22 protein-coding genes, 1 tRNA gene and 1 pseudogene are annotated in these 25,254 nt (G+C 55.0%); 18 read left to right on the forward strand and 6 right to left on the reverse strand.

The window, feature by feature from the left end:
- Positions 1-89: 89 nt before the first annotated feature.
- From CIK87_RS11120 to CIK87_RS11150, 7 genes are all read left to right on the forward strand, one after another.
- Positions 90-2,321, forward strand: a complete 2,232-nt coding sequence (locus CIK87_RS11120) for a GH92 family glycosyl hydrolase (RefSeq protein ID WP_094387231.1) — start codon at positions 90-92, stop codon at positions 2,319-2,321.
- Between the two features lie 1,050 nt (positions 2,322-3,371).
- The gene (locus CIK87_RS14085; RefSeq protein WP_144008201.1) at positions 3,372-3,602 is read left to right on the forward strand and encodes a hypothetical protein; all 231 of its coding nucleotides are present in this window, start codon (positions 3,372-3,374) and stop codon (positions 3,600-3,602) included.
- Positions 3,603-3,795: 193 nt separating this feature from the next.
- Entirely contained in the window at positions 3,796-4,458 is a 663-nt protein-coding gene (locus tag CIK87_RS11130; protein ID WP_094387233.1) for a PASTA domain-containing protein, read from the forward strand.
- Between the two features lie 37 nt (positions 4,459-4,495).
- Positions 4,496-5,569: an RluA family pseudouridine synthase gene (locus tag CIK87_RS11135; RefSeq protein ID WP_022310341.1), complete on the forward strand. Its 1,074-nt coding sequence runs from the start codon at positions 4,496-4,498 to the stop codon at positions 5,567-5,569.
- A gap of 12 nt (positions 5,570-5,581) precedes the next feature.
- On the forward strand, positions 5,582-6,577 hold the full coding sequence (locus tag CIK87_RS11140; protein WP_022310342.1) for a D-alanine--D-alanine ligase: 996 nt from the start codon (positions 5,582-5,584) through the stop codon (positions 6,575-6,577).
- 18 nt (positions 6,578-6,595) lie between these two features.
- On the forward strand, positions 6,596-7,741 hold the full coding sequence (locus CIK87_RS11145) for a 1-acyl-sn-glycerol-3-phosphate acyltransferase (RefSeq protein ID WP_094387234.1): 1,146 nt from the start codon (positions 6,596-6,598) through the stop codon (positions 7,739-7,741).
- A gap of 1 nt (position 7,742) precedes the next feature.
- The gene (locus CIK87_RS11150; protein ID WP_158216246.1) at positions 7,743-8,393 is read left to right on the forward strand and encodes a NigD-like C-terminal domain-containing protein; all 651 of its coding nucleotides are present in this window, start codon (positions 7,743-7,745) and stop codon (positions 8,391-8,393) included.
- A gap of 90 nt (positions 8,394-8,483) precedes the next feature.
- Here the strand turns inward: CIK87_RS11150 and CIK87_RS11155 are convergent, their stop codons facing one another.
- A complete protein-coding gene (locus CIK87_RS11155) occupies positions 8,484-9,440 on the reverse strand; it encodes an NAD-dependent epimerase/dehydratase family protein (RefSeq protein ID WP_022310345.1) in 957 nt (318 codons plus the stop codon).
- Positions 9,441-9,618: 178 nt separating this feature from the next.
- Here CIK87_RS11155 and kbl point away from each other — a divergent pair, with 178 nt between their 5' ends.
- The 3 genes from kbl (at position 9,619) to CIK87_RS11170 (ending at position 13,279) form a co-directional block, all read left to right on the forward strand.
- Positions 9,619-10,806, forward strand: coding sequence for a glycine C-acetyltransferase (gene kbl, locus CIK87_RS11160; protein WP_094387236.1), 1,188 nt, complete (start codon positions 9,619-9,621; stop codon positions 10,804-10,806).
- Between the two features lie 243 nt (positions 10,807-11,049).
- Positions 11,050-12,846, forward strand: coding sequence for an AAA family ATPase (locus tag CIK87_RS11165; RefSeq protein WP_094387237.1), 1,797 nt, complete (start codon positions 11,050-11,052; stop codon positions 12,844-12,846).
- A gap of 55 nt (positions 12,847-12,901) precedes the next feature.
- Positions 12,902-13,279 (forward strand): YbjN domain-containing protein, encoded by a 378-nt coding sequence (locus CIK87_RS11170; RefSeq protein WP_022310348.1) that lies wholly within the window; start codon positions 12,902-12,904, stop codon positions 13,277-13,279.
- Between the two features lie 160 nt (positions 13,280-13,439).
- Here CIK87_RS11170 and radC read toward each other — a convergent pair whose 3' ends face one another.
- From radC to efp, 3 genes are all read right to left on the reverse strand, one after another.
- A complete protein-coding gene (gene radC / locus CIK87_RS11175) occupies positions 13,440-14,132 on the reverse strand; it encodes a DNA repair protein RadC (RefSeq protein ID WP_094387238.1) in 693 nt (230 codons plus the stop codon).
- Positions 14,129-15,169 carry a glycosyltransferase family 2 protein gene (locus tag CIK87_RS11180; protein ID WP_094387239.1) on the reverse strand — a complete coding sequence of 347 codons (1,041 nt, stop codon included), beginning with the start codon at positions 15,167-15,169 and terminating at the stop codon, positions 14,129-14,131. The genes radC and CIK87_RS11180 overlap by 4 nt, the downstream gene beginning before the upstream one ends.
- A gap of 116 nt (positions 15,170-15,285) precedes the next feature.
- Positions 15,286-15,852: an elongation factor P gene (efp, locus tag CIK87_RS11185; RefSeq protein ID WP_022310351.1), complete on the reverse strand. Its 567-nt coding sequence runs from the start codon at positions 15,850-15,852 to the stop codon at positions 15,286-15,288.
- Between the two features lie 12 nt (positions 15,853-15,864).
- On the opposite strand from efp, the gene CIK87_RS11190 reads away from it, so the two are divergent.
- The 4 genes from CIK87_RS11190 (at position 15,865) to CIK87_RS11205 (ending at position 18,023) form a co-directional block, all read left to right on the forward strand.
- A complete protein-coding gene (locus CIK87_RS11190) occupies positions 15,865-16,071 on the forward strand; it encodes a hypothetical protein (RefSeq protein ID WP_094387240.1) in 207 nt (68 codons plus the stop codon).
- A 7-nt stretch (positions 16,072-16,078) separates the two neighbouring features.
- Positions 16,079-16,234 (forward strand): 50S ribosomal protein L34, encoded by a 156-nt coding sequence (gene rpmH, locus CIK87_RS11195; protein ID WP_004351099.1) that lies wholly within the window; start codon positions 16,079-16,081, stop codon positions 16,232-16,234.
- A 351-nt stretch (positions 16,235-16,585) separates the two neighbouring features.
- Positions 16,586-17,320, forward strand: a complete 735-nt coding sequence (locus tag CIK87_RS14565; RefSeq protein ID WP_216820566.1) for a hypothetical protein — start codon at positions 16,586-16,588, stop codon at positions 17,318-17,320.
- Between the two features lie 22 nt (positions 17,321-17,342).
- Complete coding sequence (locus CIK87_RS11205; RefSeq protein WP_094387241.1) at positions 17,343-18,023, forward strand: hypothetical protein; 681 nt, start codon at positions 17,343-17,345, stop codon at positions 18,021-18,023.
- A gap of 300 nt (positions 18,024-18,323) precedes the next feature.
- On the opposite strand, the pseudogene CIK87_RS11210 reads toward CIK87_RS11205, so the two are convergent.
- Both CIK87_RS11210 and CIK87_RS11215 read right to left on the reverse strand, forming a co-directional pair.
- Positions 18,324-19,129: pseudogene (locus tag CIK87_RS11210) on the reverse strand (IS256 family transposase); the annotation flags it as partial.
- 167 nt (positions 19,130-19,296) lie between these two features.
- Positions 19,297-19,372 (reverse strand) — tRNA-Pro (locus CIK87_RS11215).
- Positions 19,373-19,507: 135 nt separating this feature from the next.
- Between CIK87_RS11215 and CIK87_RS11220 the strand changes: the two genes are divergently transcribed.
- The 4 genes from CIK87_RS11220 (at position 19,508) to CIK87_RS11235 (ending at position 25,177) form a co-directional block, all read left to right on the forward strand.
- Positions 19,508-21,703, forward strand: coding sequence for a DUF4838 domain-containing protein (locus CIK87_RS11220; RefSeq protein ID WP_094387242.1), 2,196 nt, complete (start codon positions 19,508-19,510; stop codon positions 21,701-21,703).
- Between the two features lie 101 nt (positions 21,704-21,804).
- On the forward strand, positions 21,805-22,395 hold the full coding sequence (locus CIK87_RS11225) for an RNA polymerase sigma-70 factor (protein WP_094387243.1): 591 nt from the start codon (positions 21,805-21,807) through the stop codon (positions 22,393-22,395).
- A gap of 28 nt (positions 22,396-22,423) precedes the next feature.
- A complete protein-coding gene (locus CIK87_RS11230; protein WP_022310358.1) occupies positions 22,424-23,515 on the forward strand; it encodes an SGNH/GDSL hydrolase family protein in 1,092 nt (363 codons plus the stop codon).
- Between the two features lie 15 nt (positions 23,516-23,530).
- Positions 23,531-25,177 carry a beta-N-acetylhexosaminidase gene (locus CIK87_RS11235; RefSeq protein ID WP_094387244.1) on the forward strand — a complete coding sequence of 549 codons (1,647 nt, stop codon included), beginning with the start codon at positions 23,531-23,533 and terminating at the stop codon, positions 25,175-25,177.
- The last annotated feature ends 77 nt before the right edge of the window (positions 25,178-25,254 follow it).

Here is a 25,254-nt window from a genome sequence, read left to right on the forward strand (position 1 = left end):
GCGTCCGCAGTTTTTCAGCCACCGTCTTCGCCGTTGTCCTTACTTTTTTTTATATTTGCACCATATTATATATATAGACAGTTACCATTATGAAAATCATCAAGCACTGCATGTTAGCGTTGGCACTCATGGCCGCCATGCCCTCATGGGCACAGACCGACGAGGGCGTGACGCGTTATGTCAACCCGTTTATCGGCACCGGCCAGGTAGATGCCCACAGCCTCAAGGGCGGCAACTTCCCCGGCGCCACCACTCCCTTTGGCATGGTCCAGCTGAGCCCCGAAGAGTTTGTATGCCCCAATGGCGACGGCGCGTCGGGCTACGACTACAGCCTGAACACCATCTACGGCTTCGCCCACACCCATCTGAGCGGCACCGGCTGTGTAGACCTGCTCGACGTGATGATGCAGCCATCGGTAGAGCCCATCACCCGTCTGCAGGGCGAAGACCTCTACCCCGCCACCTTCAGCCACGACAACGAGAAGGCCTCCGTGGGATATTATGCGGTTCGCTTCGACGGTTCTGGCATCAACACCGAGCTCACCGCCACCACCCGCACGGGCATGACCCGCATCACCTATCCAGCAGGCAAGCCCCAGACGCTGGCGTTCGACATGAGTCACGCCGGGCAGAACCGTGGCGGCGACCGCAAGACCATCATCTTCAATTCGCAGCTGCGCCTCGTCAACGCCACCACGCTGGTGGGCTACCGCATGCTCAGCGGATGGCAGAAGGCGCGCAAGGTATACTTCTACGCCCAGTTCTCACGCCCCGTAGTGGCAAAGACATTCCGCCAGGGCAAGGAGGTCTATGTAGACGGCGACGTGGCCAACGGCCGCGACACCCGCTGCTTCCTCGACTTCGGTGCGTCGAGCGAACCCCTCATCGTCAAGGTGGCGCTCTCGCCCGTGAGCGTAGACAATGCCCGCGAAAACATGGAGGCCGAGAACCCCGGATGGAGTTTCGAGACTGTCCAGCAGCAGGCAGTGGCAGCCTGGGAGAAGGAGCTCGCCAACATACGCATCGACGGCACCGACGACCAGAAGGCCATCTTCTACACCGGCCTCTACCACGCCTATATCCAGCCCAACACCGTCTCCGATGTCAACGGCGCCTACACACGCTCCGACTTCACCGACGCCCGTCTGCCCGAGGGCGAGACCCACTACAGCACCTTCTCCCTCTGGGACACCTTCCGTGCCTGCAACCCGCTTTATGCACTGCTCAAGCCCGAGCGAGTGGGCGATATGGTCAAGAGCATGCTGCGCCAGTACGACGTCTATGGCTATCTGCCCATCTGGCAGCTGTGGGGATCTGAAAACTACTGCATGATAGGCAACCACGCCATACCCGTCATGGTCGACGCAGCCCTCAAGGGCCTGCCCGGAGTCGACGCCGAGCGCGTCTACGAGGCTGTGCGCGGCACCTCGATGCGCGAGCACCGCCAGTCGCCATGGAAGTTGCTCGAGCAGTATGGCTATCTGCCCGAGACACGACAGATAGAGTCAGTCTCCATCACGCTCGAGAACGCCTTCGACGATGCCTGCGTGGCGCGACTCGCCAAGCACCTGGGCAAGATGGACGACTATGAATACTTCAACCGCCGTGCCCACCTCTACCGCAACATCTACGACGAGAAGACTGGTTTCTTCCGCGCCAAAGACGAGAACGGCAAGTGGATGGAGCCATTCAATCCATACACCTACCGACCCAAGGGCATGCACCCCTATGCCGAAGGCAACGCCTGGCAGTACAACTTCTTCGTGCCCCACGATGTGCCCGACATGATAGCACTCATGGGTGGCAACAAGAAGTTTGAGAAGGAGCTCGACCACCTCTTCGCCGACACCACCCGAGTGGACCTCGACGGCGGCGGCAATGCCAGCGGATTTATAGGACAGTACGCCCACGGCAACGAGCCCAGCCACCACTGCGCATACCTTTACAACTGGGTCGGCGCAGACCGCAAGGCGCAGTATTACACCAACAAGGTGATGACCGAGCAGTACTTCAACCGCATCGACGGCTACTCGGGCAACGAGGACTGCGGACAGATGTCGTCATGGTACATCTGGTCGAGCATGGGCTTCTACCCCGTAGACCCCGCGTCGGGCGTATACAGCTTCGGCTCGCCCCAGCTGCGCCGCGCAGACATCACCCTCGCCAACGGCAAGACCTTCACCGTAAAGACCAACCGCCGCGGCGCCGACGACTGCTACATCAAGGCGGTCAAGCTCAACGGCAAGAAGTATAAGAAGAACTACATCACCTACGCAGACATCATGGCAGGTGGCACCCTCGAGTTTGTCATGGGCAAGTAGTCTTCCAGAGTCATAGCCAGGGGCAATAGCCCCAGAATCGCCCCCAACTGAAGCCCCTCCCCAACCCTCCCCAAAGGGCGGGAGTCCCATCTCACAGTGTTTAAGGCACTTGGATGGCGCTCCTTCCCCATGTGAAAGGTCGGGAGGGGCTTCTGTTGGTACTCCTTCACCTTGAAGAAGGCTGGGATAGGCCAGCAGTTGGTGCTCCTTCCACTTGGGGAAGGCTGGGATGGGGCTTCCGTTGGAACTCCTTCACCTTGAAGAAGGCATTAGGAGGGTTGGAATGGGGCTTGATGTGGAACTCCTGCCCCTTGGGGAGAGTTCGGGGAGGGGCTTACACAAGCAACAGCAACGCTGTAAGTGTTGCGATTCCCCAGCCCAGGGTTGCGGGCGAAGCACGCTACCCTGGGTATCCACCCCACCAGCCATGCAACGCTGTAAGTGTTGCGATTAGCCGTAGGCGTTACCCTCAGGGGAAAATTATCAAATGTTCCAAACCCGAGAACGTTCCCTCATGGGAAAATTATCATAAAATATAAACCGGGAAAACCTCGCTGCGGGTAACGCCTACGGCTAATCGCAACTCCTTCAGAGTAGCTTTATCTTTTATCTTTGTACCCAGGGTAGAGGCGCTGCGCACCTCAACCCTGGGCTATGAAATCGCAACTCCTACAGAGTTGCCAAGGGTGCGCACCATCCTCTCACCGCACACCACGGGCACCCACACACCCCGAACAACCAACCCATCGCACCCCACGGACACCCACACGCCCCGACCAACCAACCCATCACACCCCACGGACACCCACACAACCCTACCAGCCAACCCATCGCACCCCAAGGACACCCACACACCTCAACCGACCCAACCCGTCACACCCCACGGATAACCACACGCCCCGACCGACCATCGCATCGCACCCCATGGACACCCACACACCCCGACCGACCAACCCATCGCACCCCACGGATAACCACGCGCCCCTACCAACCAACTCTGTGCACCCCGTGACCATCGCCACAATTTTTCTGATGACCTCTACGAAAATTATGACTATCTCCACAAAATTTCTGATGACCTCCACAAATCTCCTGACCCTCTCTGCGACGCTGGAGACCACCTCTACAAATATCCTGACCAACTCCGCCGGCTCGTATCGTCCGAAACGTGTGTACGTGCCTTCCGAAACGCGTGTCCGTGCCTTCCGAAACGCGCATCCGCGCCATACGATACGAGCCAGCGAAGTGGCTTTTGGCATTACTATCGGCGTCTTCGGATGATGCTAAACGCCATGGCGGCCTTCTCGAACTCACCAATATTAAAAATAAAGGAGATTTATTTTGTAATATCTTCGGTTTGCACTAACTTTACATAAGTTACGGCGGCACCTCAACAATACAAAATGAAAATACATACGTTTTTTCTTTGTATTGTCTTCGGTTTGCACTAACTTTGTGCAGAAAATTACGACAGATGAATTCATCCGATATTATTGGCAAATTGAAAAGCCGTTATCTGTGGGGCAACCTCTGCGCTATGGCACTGGTGGTGCTGGCATTGGTGATAGGGGTGAAGTTCGCCCTCGACGCCTATACCCATCATGGCGAAGCCATAACCGTGCCCAACCTGAAGGATAAGCGCTTTGCTGACGCCGACCGTATCATGGCCGACCTCAATCTGGTGATGGTGGTCAATGATACCGGCTATGTCAAGACTCTCCCTCCCGACTGCATCCTAAGCCAGTCGCCTGCAGCGGGCGACAAGGTGAAGTCGGGACACGTAATCTATGTCACCATCAACTCGCTGCATACCCCAACCCTCACCATTCCCGACGTGATAGACAACAGTTCGCTGCGCGAAGCTATGGCGCGACTCTCTGCCATGGGCTTCAGGCTCGGCACACCCCAACGCGTGCCCGGCGAGAAGGACTGGGTCTATGGCATCACCGTACACGGACGCCATGTGTCGGCGGGCGACCGCGTGGCTGTCGACGACCCGATAGTGGTACAGGCTGGCAACGGCATGGTAGACGAAGCCGACTCCATCAACTTTATCGACCCGTTTGACGAGAACGAGTCGGCGGGCGAGGTGGACGAATTTGAAGAGGTCAAAGCTCCGCCGACGGCAGCCGAATAGGCTCGGGGGCTACACCTTATTATATATATAAAGCATAATGACAGACGAAGACATCAACCTGCAAGATATAGACGAACTCGAAGGCGAACCCCAGCTCTACGAGCACTTCAGATTTGTCGTGGACAGCGGTCAGGAGCCGCTGCGCATAGACAAGTATATGCTCGAAAAGCTGCAGCACTCGAGCCGCAACCGCATACAGCGTGCCGCCGATGCCGGTTTTGTGCATGTCAACGACCGCCCCGTGAAGCGCAACTATCGCGTGCGCCCGGGCGATGTGGTCACGCTCATGCTCGACCGTCCGCGCCACGACACCTCTATCGAGGCCGAGGACATACCACTCGATGTGGTCTATGAAGACAGCCAGCTGATGGTGGTCAACAAGCCCGCCGGTCTCGTGGTTCACCCCGGCGTGGGCAACTTCACGGGTACGCTGGTCAACGCCCTCGCCTGGCATCTGCGCGATGTCGAGGGCTACGACCCCAACGACCCCGAGGTGGGTCTGGTGCATCGCATAGACAAGGATACGAGCGGTCTGCTGGTGGTAGCCAAGACTCCCGACGCCAAGACCAAGCTGGGACTGCAGTTCTTCAACAAGACTACACATCGCAGCTACAATGCCCTGGTGTGGGGAAACGTCAAGGACGACGAAGGACGTATCGAAGGCAACATCGGGCGCGACCCTAAAGACCGTCTGCGCATGGCTGTATTTGCGCCAGACTCGGGCATTGGCAAGCCCGCCGTGACACACTACCGCGTCATCGAGCGGTTTGGCTATGTCACCCTCATCGAGTGCATTCTCGAGACCGGTCGCACCCACCAGATACGCGCCCACATGCGGTCGATAGGCCATCCCCTCTTTGCCGACGAGCGCTACGGTGGCATGGAAATCCTGCGCGGCGAGCGCAGCGCCTCCTACCGCGCCTTTGTGCAGAACTGCTTCTCACTCTGTCCGCGGCAGGCACTCCACGCCCGCACACTGGGCTTTGTGCATCCCACCACGGGCAAGCAGATGGACTTCACGTCTGAGTGGCCTGAAGACATGCGCCAGCTCATCGAGAAGTGGCGTACGTTTATCGCAGGAACAACCAAAAATACTTTTGCAGAAAACTAAACAAGGATAAAGATGAAAGAACTGAAAAGAAACATCGCCATCGTTTGCGGCGGCGACTCATCAGAGCACGATGTCTCTATGCGCTCGGCACAGGGCATCTATTCGTTTTTCGACAAAGAACGTTACAATGTATATATCGTGGATGTCAAAGGACAGGACTGGCACGTGCAGCTCGCCAATGACACCACTGCACAGATAGACAAGAACGACTTCACCTTCGTATGCGACGGCAAGGTCGTCGAATTTGACTACGCCTACATCACCATCCACGGCACCCCCGGCGAGAACGGACTGATGCAGGGCTACTTTGACCTGCTCCATGTGCCCTACTCCACCAGCGGCGTGCTGGTCGAGGCTATGACCTTCGACAAGTATGTGCTCAACAACTATCTGAGAGGCTTCGGCGTCAACGTGGCCGACAGTATCCTGGTGCGCCGTGGCGAGGAGATCGACGAGAACGAGGTGGCACGCCGTCTGGGTATGCCCTGCTTTGTCAAGCCCGCTGCCGACGGTTCGAGCTTCGGCGTGTCGAAGGTGAAAGAGCCCGACCAGCTGGCTGCCGCACTGCGCGTGGCGTTCATGGAGAGCAACGAGGTGATGATAGAGCGCTATATGCAGGGCACAGAGATAAGCATAGGCTGCTACAAGACCAAGGAGAAATCGGTGGTATTCCCCGCTACCGAGGTGGTGACGAGCAACGAGTTCTTCGACTACGCCGCCAAGTACAACGGTCAGGTGCAGGAGATTACGCCTGCCCGCATAGCCGACGCCACCGCCAAAGCCGTGGCCGAGGAGACCAGCCGCATCTATGACATCCTGCACTGCAACGGCATCATCCGCATCGACTATATCATCACCAAGGATGCCGAGGGCAACGACTGCATCAACATGCTCGAAATCAACACCACACCCGGCATGACCGCCACCAGCTTCATCCCACAGCAGGTGCGCGCCGCCGGCCTCGACATCACCCAGGTACTGAGCGAGATTGTGGAGAACCAGTTCTAACCTACAGAACTTCCGCTTATGAAAATTCCTGAACAGTTTGACCCCATCCGTCCGTTTGAACCCGACGAGTTACCGGACGTCTTTGACCGCCTGCTCCAGAACGAACAGTTCTGCAGCGTGCTGGCCTATCTCTACCCCGACGTGCCCAAAGAGGCGCTGGCTGAAAAGATGCACGCCTGCAAGGACAACCTCGATTTCCAGAAGACCTTCTGCTACGGTTTTCTCGTACAGCTTCTGGCGCGGCTCAGCAAGGGATGCGACATCGACATCGCATCGCTCGACACCGACAGCCGCTACACCTTCATCAGCAACCACCGCGACATAGTGCTCGATTCGGCACTGCTCGACAAGCTGCTGATAGACGCGGGCTTCAACACGACATGTGAAATCGCCATCGGCGACAATCTGCTCAAGCTGCCCTGGGTCAAGGACCTGGTGCGCGTCAACAAATCGTTTATCGTAGAGCGTGCCCTCTCCATGCGCGAGATGCTGATGGCGAGCAAGCGGCTGAGCGAGTACATGCACTTCGTCATCGCCGAGAAGAACGACAACGTATGGATAGCCCAGCGCGAAGGCCGCGCCAAGGACAGCAACGACCGCACCCAGGAAGCCATACTCAAGATGATGGTGATGGGCGGCGAAGGCTCTATCATAGACCGCCTGAAGCAGCTGCACCTCGTGCCCCTCGCCATAAGCTATGAGTACGACCCTTGCGACTATCTCAAGGCTGCCGAACTGCAGGCGCGCCGCGACAACCCCAGTTGGCAGAAAGGCCCGATGGACGACGTGACAAGCATGCAGACCGGCATCATGGGCTACAAGGGATACATACACTACCAGTGTGCCGACTGCATAGACAGCTACCTCGACACCATCCCGGCAGACACGCCCAAGACCGAGCTCTTCCGCCTCATCGCCGACCACATAGACCGGCAGATATTTGCGGGCTACCGCCTCTATCCCAACAACTACGTGGCGCTCGACCTGCTGCACGGCGACTCTGCCCACGCCGACCACTACACGGCTGAAGACAAGGCACAGTTTGAGGCTTACCTCAAGGGCCAGCTGGACAAGATAGAGATGGAGGGCAAGGACGATGCCTATCTGCGCGAACAGATGCTCAAGATGTATGCCAACCCGGCTATCAACCAAATGGGGCTGTGATATGAGATACTGGCTACTGGGCGTGATGGCAGTGGTGATGGCGGCTTGCGAGAGCAGCAGCTACGACTCGGGCGACGGACACTACTCGTATATGCAGGCTGAAATGGTCGACGCATATACGGCAGACAAGGGCGTGATAAGCCGCGTGGTGACCGACGAGGGAAAGGCGCTGCAGCTGCAGCCCACGATTACGGCAAAATGGGCGGCAAAGGCCGACACGCTGTATCGTGCCTTGTTCTACTACGACTATCACGACGCAGCCACCACCGTCAAGCCACGCTCTATCGGTGCGGTGCCGGTGTTGCGGCCTATTGAGACCACACGCCCCGACACGCTGCGCACCGATCCGCTTGGACTCGAAAGCGCATGGCGCAGCACTACCGGGCGCTATATCAACATGAGACTGGCGCTCAAGGCGGGTGCCAAGGACAACGGAGAGATGGGGCGCCAGACCGTGGGCGTGAAGTGTGACACCCTACGCACGGGAAGCCGCGAGCAGTTTACCTTCACGCTGCTGCACAACCAGAACGGGGTGCCCGAATACTACACCCAGGTGGCGTTTGTGAGCATCCCGCTTGACGAGAGGGCACAGGAAGCCGACATTGTAGTGCGCGTCAACACCTACGGCGGACTCTTAGAGCGCCGATATTAGACCGAAACCCTTACCCCAAACAAAAAAAAGATGCACAACATGCTGCTGGCAGCGCGTTGTGCATCTTATATATTATATAATGTATAGTCGTTATACTCCGAGCTTGATGGCGAGCTTCTCAAGCATATCGCGGGTCATGGCGTCGAGGTCGTAGCGTGGACACCAGTCCCACTCCTCGCGCGCACAGGTATCGTCGAGACGGTCTGGCCAGCTCTCGGCTATGCTCTGCTTGAGCGGGTCTACATCGTAGACCATCTCAAAGTCGGGCTTGTACTTCTTGATGGCCTGGTATACGGTCTCGGGACCGAAGCTGAGCGATGCGATGTTGAACGCATTGCGGTGAACGAGGCGCGAGGGGTCGGCCTCCATCACGTCGATGGCTCCCTTGAGCGCGTCGGGCATGTAAATCATATCCATCAGTGTGCCCTCCTTGATAGGACATACGAAGCGCTCGCCGCGAACTGCCGAATAATAGATGTCGACAGCATAGTCGGTGGTGCCGCCACCAGGAGGAGTGACATAGGAGATGACTCCGGGGAAGCGCACGGCACGGGTATCGACGCCATACTTATTGAAATAATAGTCGCTGAGCAACTCGGTGGTAACCTTGGTGACGCCATACATGGTGCGGGGACGCTGGATGGTGTCCTGGGGAGTCATCATCTTGGGTGTAGATGGTCCAAAAGAACCTATCGAGCTGGGTGTGAATACGGCGCAGCCATGTTCGCGAGCCACTTCGAGTATGTTCCAGAGTCCATCGATACCTATCTTCCATGCCAGACGAGGCTTGGACTCGGCCACTACCGACAGGAGCGCAGCCAGATTGTAGATGGTGTCGATATTATACTGCTTTACCACGCTGGCTATCATCTCGCCGTTGGTGACATCAGCCTCGGCCGACGGACCACTCTCCAGCAACTCTCCCTTGGGCTCTGCGCCCTTGATATAGCCAGCTACTACATGGTCGTTGCCATAGATTTTTCTCAATTCACGCGTCAGCTCAGAACCAATCTGGCCTGTAGAGCCGATGACCAAGATATTTTTCATGTGTCAAGTACTTAAAATTATGGGTGCAAATTAACTAATTTTTTTTGAGACTAAGGACAAAAAAGCCATAAAAAAACCTTTTTACCCGCAGATTAACAAAAAAAACAGGCAAACGCTTTTATTTGTCGAAAATAATGCGTTATTTTGTAGTCTAACAAGAACTAAAACGTGAACAAACATGTACGGTAAAATCAAAGAACAGCTCTGCGCCACTTTGGAAAATCTCAAGAGCGCAGGCCTTTACAAAGAAGAACGCATCATCGAGAGCCCCCAGGGTGCTGCCATCCAGGTCAAGGGCGAAGAAGTGCTTAACTTTTGTGCCAACAACTATCTCGGTCTGTCCAACCATCCCCGCCTCATCGAGGGTGCCAAGCAGATGATGGACCGTCGCGGTTTCGGTATGTCTTCGGTTCGCTTCATCTGTGGTACTCAGGACATCCACAAGGAACTTGAGGCTGCCATCAGCGACTACTTCCATACCGAGGACACCATACTCTATGCCGCCTGCTTCGACGCCAACGGCGGTCTCTTCGGCTCTTTCCTCACCGAGGAAGACGCCATCATCTCCGACGCCCTCAACCACGCCTCTATCATCGACGGTGTGCGCCTGTGCAAGGCCAAGCGCTACCGCTATGCCAACGCCGACATGGCTGAGCTTGAGAAGTGTCTGCAGGAGGCTCAGGCCCAGCGCTTCCGCATCATCTGTACCGACGGTGTATTCTCGATGGACGGCAACGTGGCTCCGATGGACAAGATCTGCGACCTCGCTGAAAAATACGACGCCCTCGTCATGGTCGACGAGTCTCACTCGGCTGGCGTGGTAGGTGCTACCGGTCACGGCGTGAGCGAACTGTGCAATACCTATGGCCGCGTAGACATCTATACCGGCACACTGGGCAAGTCGTTTGGTGGCGCCCTCGGCGGTTTCACCACCGGCCGCAAGGAAATCATCGACATGCTGCGCCAGAGCAGCCGTCCTTACCTCTTCTCCAACTCGCTGGCTCCCGCCATTATCGGCGCCAGTCTCGAGGTGTTCAAGATGCTCAAGGAAGACAACTCCATCCATGACCATCTGGTAGAGAATGTCAACTACTTCCGCGACAAGATGCAGGCTGCCGGCTTTGACATCAAGCCCACCCAGAGCGCCATCTGCGCCGTGATGCTCTACGACGCGCCGCTCTCTCAGCGCTATGCCAACCGTCTGCTCGAGGAAGGTATCTACGTCACAGGCTTCTACTATCCAGTAGTGCCCAAGGGCGAGGCCCGCATCCGTGTACAGCTCTCTGCCGCCCACACCCGCGAGCAGCTCGACAAGTGTATCGCCGCCTTCATCAAGGTGGGCAAGGAACTTGGCGTGCTCAAATAAACCCGATTTCGTTTTCAAGATTATAGCCGCAGGCACATTCTCAGTGATGAGGAACGCCTGCGGCGTTTTTGTGTCCAGCCGCGAGACGGGCGGAAAAGATGACATTTTCCCTGCCTATAGTCAAAAAAAGCGGAAGATAAGTTTGGCATTAACGGAAATTGTCTTAATTTTGTAACCATAGCCATCGGCCATCGGCTATGGCTGTCATCTGAAATACTATACACCAAACCTAACGACTGAACTATGAGTGTACTGAAAGAGAACGCAAGACTTGACAAGTACCTTGCCCAAAGCCTCATCAAGGAGAACGAATATACCGAGACCTACCGTGTGATAGACGACAACGACAACATCTATTTTCTCAAGCTGTATATCCTCAAGAAGACTCCAGAGCGCCTCATGGACACTGCCACGCACGAGGTCTACACCATCGAGCGCTGCAAGAAACTTGTCAATGAAAACATCGTCTCCTTCATCGATTCGGGCAAGGTCCACCTGGACTGCGGAGAGTGCCACTACTTCGTCACCAATTATTTCACCGGCGACGTGCTGATGGACAAGCTCGCCCGCGAAGGCAGGATGGATGCCGACACCGCCCTGAATATATATAGAGGTATTCTCAACGGCCTCGGCTACCTGCACCGTCAAGGCCTGTGCCACAACGACATCACTCCCCGCAACATCATGCTTTCCAAGGTGGCTGGAGGCATTCCCGAAATCATCGATATGGGGCACACAGCGCCGCGATGCAATGGAAAGACACCCTTTGAGGTGGCAGACCTGGAGGTGGAATACTGCGCCAACGAGACCTTCATGGGCCTCTACGACGAGCAGAGCGACATCTTCTCTGCCACGGCCGTCCTCTACACCATGCTCTTCGGCGCGGCTCCGTGGGAGATGACCTTTACCGAGGGCATGACCAGAGCGCGCCGCTTCACGCTCATCAAGGAGAAGCGCAAGTCAGAACAGCTCTCGCTCGAGGGTGTAGACCTCGACGACAAGACCACCCGCATCCTGCAGAAGGGTCTGGCGGTGAAATACGAAGACCGCTTCAAGTCGGTCGAGGAAATCATCAGCCTCATCGACGGCAAACCCTGTCAGGAGACCACTGGTGCCAATGCACCGGGACAATCCTCCGGCCCCACCACCCAGCAGGCGGAAGACAACCCCAACGCCGTAACGTTCAGCGTGGAGCAGCAGAAGGGCAACGGATTTGCCGACATCGCCGGCATGAAGGAACTCAAGGACATGCTCTACCAGCGCGTAATCTTTGTCATCAAGAACAAGGAACTGGCAGAGCGCTACAAGCTCACGCCACCCAATGGCATGCTGCTCTATGGTCCTCCCGGATGCGGCAAGACGTTCTTCGCAGAAAAATTCGCCGAAGAGACGGGCTTCAACTTCCTCATGGTCAAGACCTCAGACCTGGCGAGCATCTACATCCACGGTTCGCAGGAGAAGATAGGCAGTCTCTTCAAGCAGGCACAGGAAAAAGCACCGTCTGTGCTGTGCTTCGACGAGTTTGACGCGCTGGTCCCCAACCGCTCCAACATTGACAACACGAGCATGTCGGGCGAAGTCAACGAGTTTCTGAGCCAGCTCAACAACTGCTCCAAGAAGGGCATCTTTGTCATCGCCACCTCCAACCGCCCCGACAAGATAGACCCGGCTGTGCTGCGTACCGGCCGCATAGACAAGCAAATCTACGTGCCGCTGCCCGACCTCGACGCGCGCAAGGAGATGTTCATGCTCCACCTCAAGGACCGCCCCTACGACGAGACAGCCATCGACGCCCAGCATCTGGCTGAGCTGTCCGACGGATACATAGCCAGCGACATCGCCTACATCGTGAACGACGCCGCCATGACGGCAGCCTTCACCAACCAGCTCATCAGCCAGGAGCTGCTCGAGACCTCCATCCGCAACACGCGGCCCTCGATACGCCCCGAGATGGTCAATATGTACAAGGAGATAGAAGAGAAGATGCAGGGAGTGGAGCGCCGCAACATGGAACGCCCGCGCATAGGTTTCAACGCCTGACAGAAGCAAGAGAACAATAAACCATATACATCCTAACAACCAAAACCCAAAAATTATGACAAATGTAGATTTAATGAAAGAGTTCCTCAGCTCACAAGGTTTCAAATACGAGCAGGACGAAGACAACGACATCTTCTTCAAGTACCAGATGCGCAACTTCATATTCATGGGCAGCGACAACGACGAGACCTTCCTGCGTCTGGTCATGCCGGGCGTCTTTGACGTGACCGAAGACAACCGCGCCGGCGTCCTCGAAGCCACCAACGCGGTGAGCGTCTCGATGAAGGTGGTCAAAGCCACTATCGTCAACGACAATGTGTGGCTCTCTGCCGAGCTGCTGATAGACAGCACGCCCGTCTTTGACGACATTATCCCCAGAGTGCTCGATATTCTGCTTGCCGCCCAGCAGGAGTTCTACAAGCAGATTAACTGACGCTGTCACCCTGGTCGCCACGGCGACAATCGACCCATACGAAAAAGATGCACAACGCGCTGCCAGCAGCATGTTGTGCATCTTCTTTATATAGACTACGACCAAGCCGATGGCTCAGCCAGCCCCACTGATATTCTTCCGCCCCGCGGCAAGTGGGTCCTCACAGTTTGCCTTCCTCGCGATAACTGTAGTAGGCGCCATCGGTGACGATGACATGGTCTATCAGTCTGATACGCATGGTCTCACAGGCTTTGCGCATGAGGTCGGTAATGCGGTCGTCATCGCGGCTGGGATGGCAGTTGCCACTGGGATGGTTGTGGCAGAGCGCCATCACGGTGGCATTGCAGAGCAGAGCCTCGCGGAGTGCCACCCTCACATCGACCGCCGTCTCGCTGATGCCGCCATGGCTCAGCCGCAGCACCTTGATGAGCCTGAACGACTGGTTGGCCAGCACCACCCACGCCTCTTCGACATCGAGGTCCTGCATACGGGGATGCATCTCGCGATAGATGGCGTCGGCGCTGTCCATGCGCGGGCGTTCCTCGGGCCGCGACACCTGTCGGCGACGGCCCATTTCACAGGCGGCCTGAATGGTCACCGCCTTGGCCAATCCCACGCCCTTGTATCGCTGCAGCTCGGCAAGCGAGAGTTTGCCCAGCTGGTTGAGATTGTTGCCACAGTCGGCCAGTATCTCCTTCATCAGGTCTACAGCGCTCTTCTCGGGAGTGCCCGACCCGATGAGGATGGCCAGCAGCTCGGCATTGCTCAGCGCCGACGCTCCCAGGCGGGCCAGCTTCTCACGCGGACGGTCTTCCTCTGCCCACTGGTTGATGCTCAGACTGCCGGAGGTCATTTATAGAAGGTTTTATCGTAAGCACTGAACTCGCTCTTGCCACACACACAGCGCTTCCACCACGCCGAGAGGAAGCCACAGCCATAGCCCGTGAGCTGGATGAATGCCGAGGCGATGCTGAGCACACCCACGCGCAGACTGCGCGCCGAGCGGGTGGCGTCGATGCAGATGATGAGCGAATAGAGCACCAGCGGAGCCAGTGCCAACGCCATGAGCCATGGTCCGACAGCGGTCTGCGGGCAAGCCGCCCATACCCCTGCTCCCACCAGAGCCATCACCGCCAACAGCGCCACACCCACGGTGAAGACCATAGGCAGCAGATGGACGAGCTTGAGGCTCTCGGGATATTTCTTGTAGAGGTTGATGCGCGCGATACCGCTATTGTAGACCTGCCGCCAGAACTTGCGGAAGTCTGTACGGCGCTTGTGCCACACCCAGGCTGCGGGGAAAAGGCGGCAGCGGCATCCTGCCTTGAAGATACGGATAGAGAAGTCGATGTCTTCACCAAAGCGCATACGCGAGAAACCACCCAGACGCTCATAGACATCACGACGGATGCCCATATTAAACGAGCGGGGATAGAATTTGTCCAGTTTCTTCTTGCCGCCACGTATTCCGCCGGTGGTAAAGAAGCTCGTCATCGAGTAGGAGATGGCTTTCTGCACCGGAGTAAACGACGGATGGGCACTGTCGGGACCGCCAAAAGCATCGCACTCGCGCTCTGCCAGTTCGGCATCTACCGCCGAGAGATAGCCCGGAGGCAACACCACGTCGGAGTCGAGCACGATGAGATACTCTCCCTGCGCCCGCTCCGCACCATAGTTGCGGCTCTGGCCAGGGCCCGAGTTCTCCTTATTATAATAGTGCAGGTCTAACCTGTCGGCATATCGGTCGCACACGTCGCGGCAAGGCACTGCCGACCCGTCTTCGACCACCACCACCTCAAAGTCACGACACTCCTGGCGCGTAAGGCTGTCGAGCAGTTCGTCGACCTCATCGGGACGGTTGTAGACGGGTATGATAAAACTATATTTCATGTCAGTAGTACAGATAGGATTGATGGTATTGAAACGCAGACAACCTATATCTCAGAACACCCACCATGGTGGCCCCGGAGATATAGGTTGTCACAAAAGTATAGGGTGCTGCGCGATTACTCGCTTACACGACCCAGATAGCTGCCATCACGGGTATCGACCAGGATGGTCTCGCCCTCGTTGATAAACAGAGGCACGCGCACGGTGGCACCCGACTCGAGAGTAGCGGGCTTGGTGGCGTTGGTAGCGGTGTTACCCTTTACGCCGGGCTCGCTGTGAGTAATCTTCAGAGTAGTCTTTACAGGCATCTCGGCGAGCAGGATAGTGCCGTCAGTTGTATCGGTTACAACCTCTACCACATCACCTTCCTTCATATACTCCACACCGGTAATCTGGTGTGCAGGGATTGGAATCTGCTCGAAAGTCTCCTGATTCATGAAGATACGGCCTGTGGCATCCTCATAAAGATACTGGTAAGGACGACGCTCCACGCGAACATCCTCGAGCTTGAAACCAATCTGGAATGTACGCTCAAGCACACGGCCGTCAGCAACATTCTTCAGCTTGGTTATCATTACTGTGTTACCCTTACCCGGCTTTCTGTGCTGGAAGTCGATGCAAGTCCAAATCTTGCCATCCATGCGGATGCAAGTACCGATTTTGATTTCCTGTGAGTTAATCATATTGTTATTATAATGTTGTTGTCTGCTAAAAGCGGTGCAAAGTTACTACTTTTTTATAAAAAAACATCTAATTCTGACCGAAAAATGTCTGATTTCTTTGTTATTTCAAAAATTATGCGTACTTTTGCAACCCAAAAAGGCGTCTATGCTTCCACCGGCATCATGGCCAGGGAGACGGCAGCCGTTTCAGAGACAGAAATAATAACAAATAAAAGATAAGCATAAGATGAAAAGAACATTTCAGCCACACAACCGTCGTCGTGTAAACAAGCACGGCTTCCGTGAGAGAATGGCAACAAAGAACGGCCGCCGCGTATTGGCTTCTCGCCGTGCTCATGGTCGCAAAAAGTTAACCGTTTCTGACGAGCACCACGGCAAATAATGTCGTTGACGTTAATCCGAAACAAAAAGGAGCGAAGATTACCACATCTTTGCTCCTTTTTGTTTATACCCCTATCACTCCGGCACACGCATCTCTCGCTGCTCGCATCCTCTCCGCCAGCGCCATCACTCCTACCTCCCCTGCTATCTACCTGACCACCATTACCACGACCACGCAACAAAGGCACGCAAACCCATATCGGACGACACGAGCCACCAGTGATAATCATAAATCTTGTGGAGGTAGTGGGCACACCCCCGAAAGGAAGCGTGCTTTTATTAAAATGGTTAATTCATTTGGTAATCAGAAAGTTTCCTCGTATATTTGTATAATTATCAAGAGGAATTGCTTATGTGCAAATTTGAAGAAATAGAAGGTTGGCGTTTTTCCAATGACAAGACCATCCGAGAGATCAAAAATGCCGTGCATGAGGAGGTATATTTGAGGCGAATATATCTCATCATTAGCATTTTGCTTGCTTATATGGGAACTATTAGCATGCAAGCTCAATCATGCGAGGGACGAGTGTACCTAAAGAATGGTATCCAGCAACTCTATGAAAGTAATGACCGAATAGACTTGCCACGCAAGAAAAAGGATGTTCAAGTTTATAGAAACTTTTTTTCTCGCCAATGCACTAGCGATGTGATACCTTTCGCCAACATTGATTCTGTAGTGGTGTGGAATGCCACCTCCAAGCAAAACGTACGCACACTTGTTCCCTTGGAAAATGTGGGATGGAGCTGGCTATATGTTAACCACCCACGATTGCAAGTCTATATTTATGCCTCCCAAGGTTATTCCGTGACGGACATGGGAGGAATGAAAGCTTGGCAATGTAACACAGCAGCAGCAATGTTTTTCATCCCAAGCAAGACGGCTTGCGACTTCTATATCAGACAGACTGATGGCAAACTTATATGTTTGGGAGATACCTATAAGAAATGCGACAAATCCTTTATCCGAGAACTTTGCCACTGTGTAGGACTTTCGCAGGAATGGGAAAAGAAACTCATTGGACCAGGTGAACACAACCGAAGTTCTATGATACAACGAGTGATAGAAGTATTAGATGGCAAACAATAAATAACAACTAAAAGGAAGCATTATGAAAGCAATGAAGTTTTGGCTGCTCATAGCAGTAATGATGGTAGCGATAGCTGTACACGCTCGCAAGAATGACGACCCAGAAATGCGTCATGTTCGCCTCACTATGATGGATGGCAAACAGATAGAGGGCTACATTCCTAAGAAGTACATGGGGTGGGCGTTAGAATATCAAGTAAGACTTGCCGAGAATCCAGATGGCAAAAAAGCCAAGAAGTACGATGCTGAGAAAATAGCCAAGATGGAATGGCTTGCACTCACAGAGGAACACCCTGAAGGCGAAGTGTGGGAACATTGCCAAACGATAGCACGTAATTCGATTAGGGCTGTAAAAGAGGATCGCCTTATGGAACTCCTTTACCGCGGCAAGAATGCATCTGTCTATCAAGTTCACGTATTTCTGCCTGGCAATGGCATAAACACAGGAAACTCTTGGGCTACTTGGTATGCACTGAAGCCTAATGGACAGAAAAGGGCATTTATTCTTTACAATGCAACGCTTGGCAAAATGGGAAGCCTGGATCGACAATTCAAGGATCAAAAGGAATATGAGGGACTGAAGAATTACATTCTTGAATGGTGGAACAAAGATAAGTCTTTAGCTAGGAAGCAACTGAATGATGGCGTAGCTATCTTTAGCCATATCTATGATGAATGGAAAGCAGCTTCCAGTAAACAATAATCGGGATTAAGAGTCTCCGACTACAAGGTTGTAGAAACATAGTTTTGATTTTACCGCACACCTCACTAAGCAGCACTTAACTAATTATTACACAATAAATTAGGTAGTGTACGATGTTCAATCAACACCGCACCCGTACCCGAGCAATACAAGGAGTCATCGATATCCCAACATTAGGTGCCTTGAACGCGGTAATGTAAACAGAACTGTGTCACGGCTCTGATTTTTTATTCTTTCCCTCTTATTTGTGTGCAGATTTCATATCTGCACACAAATAAGAGGAGCCTTTCACAGACAAAGTTACATAATCTTGAACCTATCTCCAATTTTTATAGCAAGTTGTTGTGATATCAGTGCCCAATTAGACAGGGGCATAGTCCATTTCCCACTAATGTATCGATAGGCAAGATACACAAACTTTTCAAGTGCGGTGACTGACGGGAATACACCCTTGTTCTTTGTTACTTTGCGCACCTGACGATGATAGCCCTCAACCGTATTGGTTGTGTAGATAATCTTGCGGATTGCAGGAGTATACTAAAATTTTCCGTAAGACGCTCCCAGTTGCCGCGCCAGGATTTGATAACTATAGGGTACATCTCACCCCATTTTTCATCAACCATGTCAAGCTGTGCCAATGCGGAATCCTTGCTTACGGCACCGTATACGGTCTTGAGATTCTTCAGAAACTCTTTCTGATGCTTGCTTCCTACATACTTGATTGAGTTGCGGATTTGGTGGACTACACATAGCAGAACGGAGGTTTCTGGGAATACACTTTGGATTGCGTAAGGGAATCCCTTAAGACCGTCTACGCAACAAACCAGAATATCACGTACACCACGGTTCTGAAGGTCGGTCATTACATCAAGCCAGAAGTTAGCAACTTCACTCTCATATATATACATACCAAGAAGATCCTTGTAGCCAGACTTGTTTATACCTAAGATATCGTATATTGCACGAGTGACTGCACGACCCTTATCGTCCTTCACCTTGTAGTGAATGGCATCAAGCCAGCAAATAGCATACACGGGGTCAAGCATACGCGACTTCCATGCTGTTATTTCGGGAAGAACTCGGTCGGTTATAGCACTGAAGGTTTCGGGCACGGGAATGGCGGAGAGCAGAAGAGAAGGGAATACTGGTGGCGTGAGGCTGGCGGCTGGCTGAGAGACAGCCGAGGCGGCTCCGAGGCGGCGGAGGCAGATGACGGCAACCAGGCAGAACAAAAAAGCGGAGGGTCTCTACTGACTCTCCGCCTGACTGGCATTGGTCGGGATGAGGCGACTCGAACGCCCGACCCCTACGTCCCGAACGTAGTGCGCTACCAACTGCGCTACATCCCGAATGCGGATGCAAAGGTAAATGAAAAAACCGACAATCGAGCAAAAAACCATGAAAAAATTGCCTGTGCCACTCAAAATGAGTACCTTTGTAAACCAATACAAAGGTATAGCTATTAACAATCTAAACAACAGACAATGAAAATGTATCGCAGACTGGGTCTGCTGGCGGCACTGGTAATGATGACGTCGGCAGCCTTTGCACAGATGACCATGGTGAGCAAGGGTAAGGCCAAGGCGTATATCGTGCTGGCCGAAGACAACAGTGTTAACCGCGAAGCAGCCGACATGCTGGCGCGGTTTGTCAACAAGATTTCAGGAGCACAGCTGGAGATAGCTCCCGCCAAGGCCAAAGGTGGCGCCATCGTGATAGGCGAAGCCGCAGCCACTCCCGCCGAGGACGGCTTTGAGCTCGTCTGCAAAAACGGCGCGCTGCACATCAAGACCGGTGGCGGCAAGGGTGCCGTCTATGGCGTGGTAACTCTGCTGGAGCGCTATATGGGCGTAAGCTACTATGCCTACAAGGCCTACACGCTCACCCCTTCAGCCAACATCGAGTTGCCCGAAATCGAGATGAGCGACAAGCCCGCCTTCCGTTTCCGCCAGACCCACAGCTACGGCTGCCAGGACCCCGACTTTGAGCGCTGGTTCCGCCTGGAGAACAGTCAGGACGAGTTTGCAGGCAATCTGTGGGTGCATACCTTCAACCGCATCCTCCCCTCGTCGGTCTACGGCGAGAAGCACCCCGAATACTATTCGTTCATCAACGGCAAGCGCCGCCCTGGAAGCCACAGCCAGTGGTGTCTCTCCAATCCTGAGGTCTACGAGCTGGCGGTGCAGAAGATAGACTCTATCTTCAAGGCCAACCCCGGCATGAAGATGATTAGCGTAAGCCAGAACGACGGCAACAACACCCAATGCCACTGCGAGGCCTGCGCCAAGATAGAGGAGTACGAGGGTGCCCCCTCGGGCAATCTTATCCGCTTTGTCAACAAGCTCGCCAAGCGCTTCCCCGACAAGCAGTTCTCTACCCTCGCCTACCTGTACAGCATGCACCCACCCAAGCATGTAAAACCGCTGCCCAACGTCAACATCATGCTCTGCGACATAGACTGCAAGCGCGAGGTGCCTCTGACCGACAACGAGTCGGGCCGCGACTTCATGCGGGCGCTCGAGGGCTGGAGCAAAATCAGCAACAACATCTTCGTATGGGACTACGGCATCAACTTTGACAACATGGTGGCTCCTTTCCCCAACTTCCACATCATCCAGAAGAACATACAGCTCTTCAAGGAGCACCACGCTACCATGATATTCGAGCAAATCAACGGCGGGCGCCAGCGCGGTACCGACTTCGGCGAGATGCGTGCCTACATGATAGCCAAACTCATGTGGGACCCCTATCAGAACGCCGACTCGCTGATGCGCACATTCATGAAGGGATACTATGGCGCAGCTGCACCTTATATATATAAGTACCAGATGATGCTCACCGGAGCGTTGCTGTCATCGTCGACACCGCTGTGGATATATGACTCACCCATATCCCACAAGAACGGCATGCTCAACGACCGTCTGATGAAGGTCTATGCCGAGATTTTCGACCAGGCCGAGGCTGCCGTGGCCGGCGACAGCACCCTACTTGCCCGTGTCCAGACCGCTCGTCTGCCTCTGCGCTACAGCGAGCTGGAGATAACCCGCACCAAGAACGGTCAGGACGCCGAAGCCACCAGCCGCAAGCTCGAGATATTCCGTGAGCAGTGTGCCAAGTACGGCATCACCAGCCTCAACGAGCGCAACAACCGCTACGACGACTACTGCGACCTCTACAAGAAGCGTTTCCTGCCCCACCCAGACACCAACAAGGCTTCCGGCGCCAAGGTGATATGGCACAGCGCTCCCGACAAGGCCTACCAGCCCATCGCCGACAAGGCCCTGACCGACGGACTCTATGGCGGCACTACCTTTGTGGAAAGCTGGGTAGGATGGGAAGGCCGCGACGCCGACTTCGTGCTCGACATGGGCGAGGCCAAGACCTTCAGCACCGTCACCACCGACTTCCTGCAGCAGCTGGGCGCATGGGTATTGCTGCCCAAGAGCATCAGCTACTCGTACTCGATGGACAACAAGACCTTTACCGACATGGGCCGCATCGACTTTGCCGAAGACAAAGACATACAGGTCAAGTTTATCCCCGGCACCGTGGCCGCCGCCCAGCCCGTAACCGCCCGCTATGTGCGCGTCAAGATTGAGACCATCGGCGTATGTCCTCCCTGGCACTACGGAGTGGGCTACCCGGCATGGTTCTTTATCGACGAGGTTGTCGTAGAGTAAAAACTATAGCACCCAACATAAAATAACCGCCGACAGTGGCTGATATACAAAATTATTGTTGTATATTTGCATGCTGCTTCGGCGGTTATTTTGTATACACGATGGACTATTCGGAGAAATTGGTAGTAAACGGTTTGCGCAAAGGAGATACAAAGGCTTTCAAGTATCTCTATGATACCCACTATCAGGTGCTTTGCCACTTTGCCAGCCGCTATCTGCGCGACGACTATCTCGCCGAGTCGGTGGTGGGCGACGTGATGTTCCATCTCTGGGAAAACCACGAGCGCATAGAGGTCGAAGTGTCGCTGCGCAGTTATCTTATCCGCTGCGTGCGCAACAGTTGTCTCGACCATCTGCGCAAGAACCGCGAGAAATACGAAATCGCCACCGAGGCCATCCCCCCTTCTTCAGACAAAACCATGGTGACGGGCAACGGCGAACAGCCGCTGGGCCAGCTGCTGGACAAGGAGCTGGCAGAGAAGCTGGACGAAGCCATAGCCGCCCTGCCTCTGGAATGTCGCACGGTGTTTGAGCTGAGCCGCTTTGCCGGCAAGAAGCATGCCGAGATAGCCCTCGAACTGGGCATATCGGTCAACACGGTGAAGTATCACATCAAGCACGCCCTGCAGATGCTCAACGAGCGGCTGGGGCGCTACATCGTGATGGCACTCTCGCTCCTGAGCATACAGTAATCAATCACAACATAAAGCAAGAAACCACATGAAAAGACATGGACTATTATTGTGCCTGCTGGTGCTGATGCTCCAGGCCATGGCGCAGAAGACAGACTACACCCGACTCATCACCCAGGGCGTGACCTATACCGGACGCACCCTCGCCCATGCTGACGGCAGCGTCAGCTTCGACTGGATAGGCGTATATGCGCAGACCGACTTCACCGGCGGCACCATCGCCGTAGACATGAGCAGCACCCGTCCCTGCTACTTCAACGTATTCATCGACGGAGAGTGGACCCAGAAGATATTTGCCGACAGTCTGAGCCACCAGCGCATCGTGCTGGCAGAGAAGTTGGGCAAGGGTACCCACCGTCTGCGTCTGCAGCGTGCCTGCGAGGGCAACGGCATCACCACCATCCACGGTTTCTACGGTGCCAAAGGTGCGCGGCTCAAGGCCGTGGAGCGCAAGAGCCGCATGATAGAAATCTTCGGCGACAGCTACACCTGCGGTTACGGCTCTGACTCGCCCACGCAGAACGAGCACTTCAAGATAGAGACCGAGAACGTGGACCACGCCTACGGCTGCCTCATAGCCCGCTACTTCGACACCGACTATGCCATCCAGGCACACTCGGGACAGGGCATGGTGCGCAACTACGGCGACAAGAAGCAGCGCTCTGACTACAGCATGCTGGACCGCCACACCAAGGTGTATGACAACGACAAGACGGTGGAATATGACTTCAAGGCATACCGCCCCGACATCGTGCTCATCAATCTCGGCACCAACGACTTCTCGCGCGAGGTCACTCCCACTCCCGACCAGTATGTGGGCAACTATGTCAAGATGATCAAGAGTCTGCGCAGCCACTACGGCAACGTGCCCATACTCTGCATCATGCCCCACTCTGCCCGCAAATATCTGCAGGCTTGCTTCCCCATCCTGCGCGAGCGCTGCTATGACGACAAGCAGGTCTACTTTGCCGAACCCATGCTCGAGGTGCTGCGCGACGGACGCGACTATGGCGCCGACGGCCACCCCAACTACCAGGGCCATCGCAAGATAGCCATGAAGCTGATACCGCAGATAAGCCGTATCATGGACTGGAAGATGGAAGACAAAATCGTAAAATAACCAAACTACAGTATAATGAGAAAAGTAATGATGACACTGGCCTTGGCGCTGGGCCTCACTGCCGCAGCCGCCAATGCCGACTATAGGGTAGTACCGCTGCCAAGAGAGATTGCCGCAACCAAGGGCGGCGCGTACAGGCTGAACGGCGAGACCCGTATAGTGTATCTGGGCGACGCCGACATGGCGCGCAACGCCACATTCCTGGCAGAGTATATCGCTGAGAAGACAGGAATGAAACTCACCACCGCCGTGGCCGACAAGAAAAACCAGCGCGGCAACATCGTGCTGCGCACCGACGCCAAGATGAAGGAGGCCGAAGGCTACCACATCGAGGTATCTGCCCGTGGCATCACCATCAGCGGCGCCACAGCCCAGGGCGTCTTCTACGGCATACAGACCCTGCGCAAGAGTCTGCCCGTGCTGGCCCAGGCCGAAGAGGTGACACTGCCCGCCGTGGTCATCAACGACGCACCCCGCTTCGCCTATCGCGGCATGCACCTCGACTGCTCGCGCCACTTCTTCTCTGCCGACTTTGTCAAGCAGTATATCGACATGCTGGCGCTGCACAACATGAACCGCTTCCACTGGCATCTGACCGAAGACCAGGGATGGAACATCGAAATCAAGAAGTATCCGCGTCTGACCGAGGTGGGCGCATGGCGCAGCGGTACCACCGTGGGCCGCAACTCCGATGTAGACGACCACGTGCGCTACGGCGGCTTCTACACCCAGGAGCAGGTGCGCGACATCGTGAAGTATGCTGCCGACCGCTATATCACCATCATCCCCGAGATAGACATGCCCGGCCACATGCTGGCAGCACTTGCCGCCTATCCCGAACTGGGCTGCACCGGCGGTCCCTATGAGGTGGGCCACTACTGGGGCGTGTACCGCGACATCCTCTGTGGCGGCAATCCCAAGACCTATCAGTTTATCAAGGACGTGCTCGACGAGGTGTGCGACCTCTTCCCCTCCGAGTACATACACATCGGCGGCGACGAGGCTCCCAAGATGCGTTGGGAGAAATGCCCCAAGTGCCAGCAGATGATAAGCGACAAGGGTATCGTGGCTGGCAACAAGCAGAGCAAGGAAGACCGTCTGCAGGGATACTTCGCCACCGAAGTGCAGAAGTATCTGGCTGCTAAAGGCCGCAAGATCATCGGTTGGGACGAGTTGTTGGAGTGCAACGTAGACCAGTCGGCCACCATCATGTCATGGCGCGGAGCCGAGCCCGGCGCCCAAGCAGCCGCTCTGGGTCACGACGTCATCATGACGCCCAACAGCCACGCCTACTTCGACTACTACCAGACCGCCAACAACCACAACGAGCCTCTGCTCATCGGCGGCGACCTGCCTATAGAGAAGACCTACAGCTTTGAGCCCATCCCCGAAGTCACTCCGGCAGAAGCCGGCAAGCATATCCTGGGCGTGCAGGCCAACCTGTGGAGCGAGTACATCGTGTCCGAGTCTCTGGCTGAGTATCAGGTGCTGCCCAGAATGGGTGCGCTGAGCGAGGTGCAGTGGATGCAGCCCGCACAGAAGAACTTCAAGAGCTTTGTGAAGCGTGTGGAGTGTCTGCGCGCCATCTATGAGCTCAAGGGCTACACCTATGCCAAGCATCTCTGGCCCGAAGAGCACCTCAAGGGTTCGCGCGAGCTGTAGCCCCACAGCCCGGAAGGGATAAAACAAGAAGAGGATGGACCCCTCCATCATGAAGGTTCATCCTCTTTCATGTGTAG

The sequence above is a fragment of the Prevotella sp. P5-64 genome, assembly GCF_002251285.1.
GTDB lineage: Bacteria > Bacteroidota > Bacteroidia > Bacteroidales > Bacteroidaceae > Prevotella.

What these genes read in the sequence shown, in the direction of transcription:
- efp (WP_022310351.1), bottom strand. Translation starts at nt 15,852, where the DNA reads ATGATTAACTCACAGGAAATCAAAATCGGTACTTGCATCCGCATGGAT.
- radC (WP_094387238.1), bottom strand. Translation starts at nt 14,132, where the DNA reads ATGACCTCCGGCAGTCTGAGCATCAACCAGTGGGCAGAGGAAGACCGT.
- CIK87_RS11230 (WP_022310358.1), top strand. Translation starts at nt 22,424, where the DNA reads ATGAAAAGACATGGACTATTATTGTGCCTGCTGGTGCTGATGCTCCAG.
- CIK87_RS11150 (WP_158216246.1), top strand. Translation starts at nt 7,743, where the DNA reads ATGAGATACTGGCTACTGGGCGTGATGGCAGTGGTGATGGCGGCTTGC.
- CIK87_RS11190 (WP_094387240.1), top strand. Translation starts at nt 15,865, where the DNA reads ATGTTGTTGTCTGCTAAAAGCGGTGCAAAGTTACTACTTTTTTATAAA.
- CIK87_RS11140 (WP_022310342.1), top strand. Translation starts at nt 5,582, where the DNA reads ATGAAAGAACTGAAAAGAAACATCGCCATCGTTTGCGGCGGCGACTCA.
- CIK87_RS11225 (WP_094387243.1), top strand. Translation starts at nt 21,805, where the DNA reads ATGGACTATTCGGAGAAATTGGTAGTAAACGGTTTGCGCAAAGGAGAT.
- CIK87_RS11155 (WP_022310345.1), bottom strand. Translation starts at nt 9,440, where the DNA reads ATGAAAAATATCTTGGTCATCGGCTCTACAGGCCAGATTGGTTCTGAG.
- CIK87_RS11235 (WP_094387244.1), top strand. Translation starts at nt 23,531, where the DNA reads ATGAGAAAAGTAATGATGACACTGGCCTTGGCGCTGGGCCTCACTGCC.
- kbl (WP_094387236.1), top strand. Translation starts at nt 9,619, where the DNA reads ATGTACGGTAAAATCAAAGAACAGCTCTGCGCCACTTTGGAAAATCTC.
- CIK87_RS11170 (WP_022310348.1), top strand. Translation starts at nt 12,902, where the DNA reads ATGACAAATGTAGATTTAATGAAAGAGTTCCTCAGCTCACAAGGTTTC.
- CIK87_RS11220 (WP_094387242.1), top strand. Translation starts at nt 19,508, where the DNA reads ATGAAAATGTATCGCAGACTGGGTCTGCTGGCGGCACTGGTAATGATG.
- CIK87_RS11145 (WP_094387234.1), top strand. Translation starts at nt 6,596, where the DNA reads ATGAAAATTCCTGAACAGTTTGACCCCATCCGTCCGTTTGAACCCGAC.
- CIK87_RS11120 (WP_094387231.1), top strand. Translation starts at nt 90, where the DNA reads ATGAAAATCATCAAGCACTGCATGTTAGCGTTGGCACTCATGGCCGCC.
- CIK87_RS11135 (WP_022310341.1), top strand. Translation starts at nt 4,496, where the DNA reads ATGACAGACGAAGACATCAACCTGCAAGATATAGACGAACTCGAAGGC.
- CIK87_RS11180 (WP_094387239.1), bottom strand. Translation starts at nt 15,169, where the DNA reads ATGAAATATAGTTTTATCATACCCGTCTACAACCGTCCCGATGAGGTC.
- CIK87_RS14085 (WP_144008201.1), top strand. Translation starts at nt 3,372, where the DNA reads ATGACTATCTCCACAAAATTTCTGATGACCTCCACAAATCTCCTGACC.
- CIK87_RS11205 (WP_094387241.1), top strand. Translation starts at nt 17,343, where the DNA reads ATGAAAGCAATGAAGTTTTGGCTGCTCATAGCAGTAATGATGGTAGCG.
- rpmH (WP_004351099.1), top strand. Translation starts at nt 16,079, where the DNA reads ATGAAAAGAACATTTCAGCCACACAACCGTCGTCGTGTAAACAAGCAC.
- CIK87_RS11165 (WP_094387237.1), top strand. Translation starts at nt 11,050, where the DNA reads ATGAGTGTACTGAAAGAGAACGCAAGACTTGACAAGTACCTTGCCCAA.
- CIK87_RS11130 (WP_094387233.1), top strand. Translation starts at nt 3,796, where the DNA reads ATGAATTCATCCGATATTATTGGCAAATTGAAAAGCCGTTATCTGTGG.
- CIK87_RS14565 (WP_216820566.1), top strand. Translation starts at nt 16,586, where the DNA reads ATGTGCAAATTTGAAGAAATAGAAGGTTGGCGTTTTTCCAATGACAAG.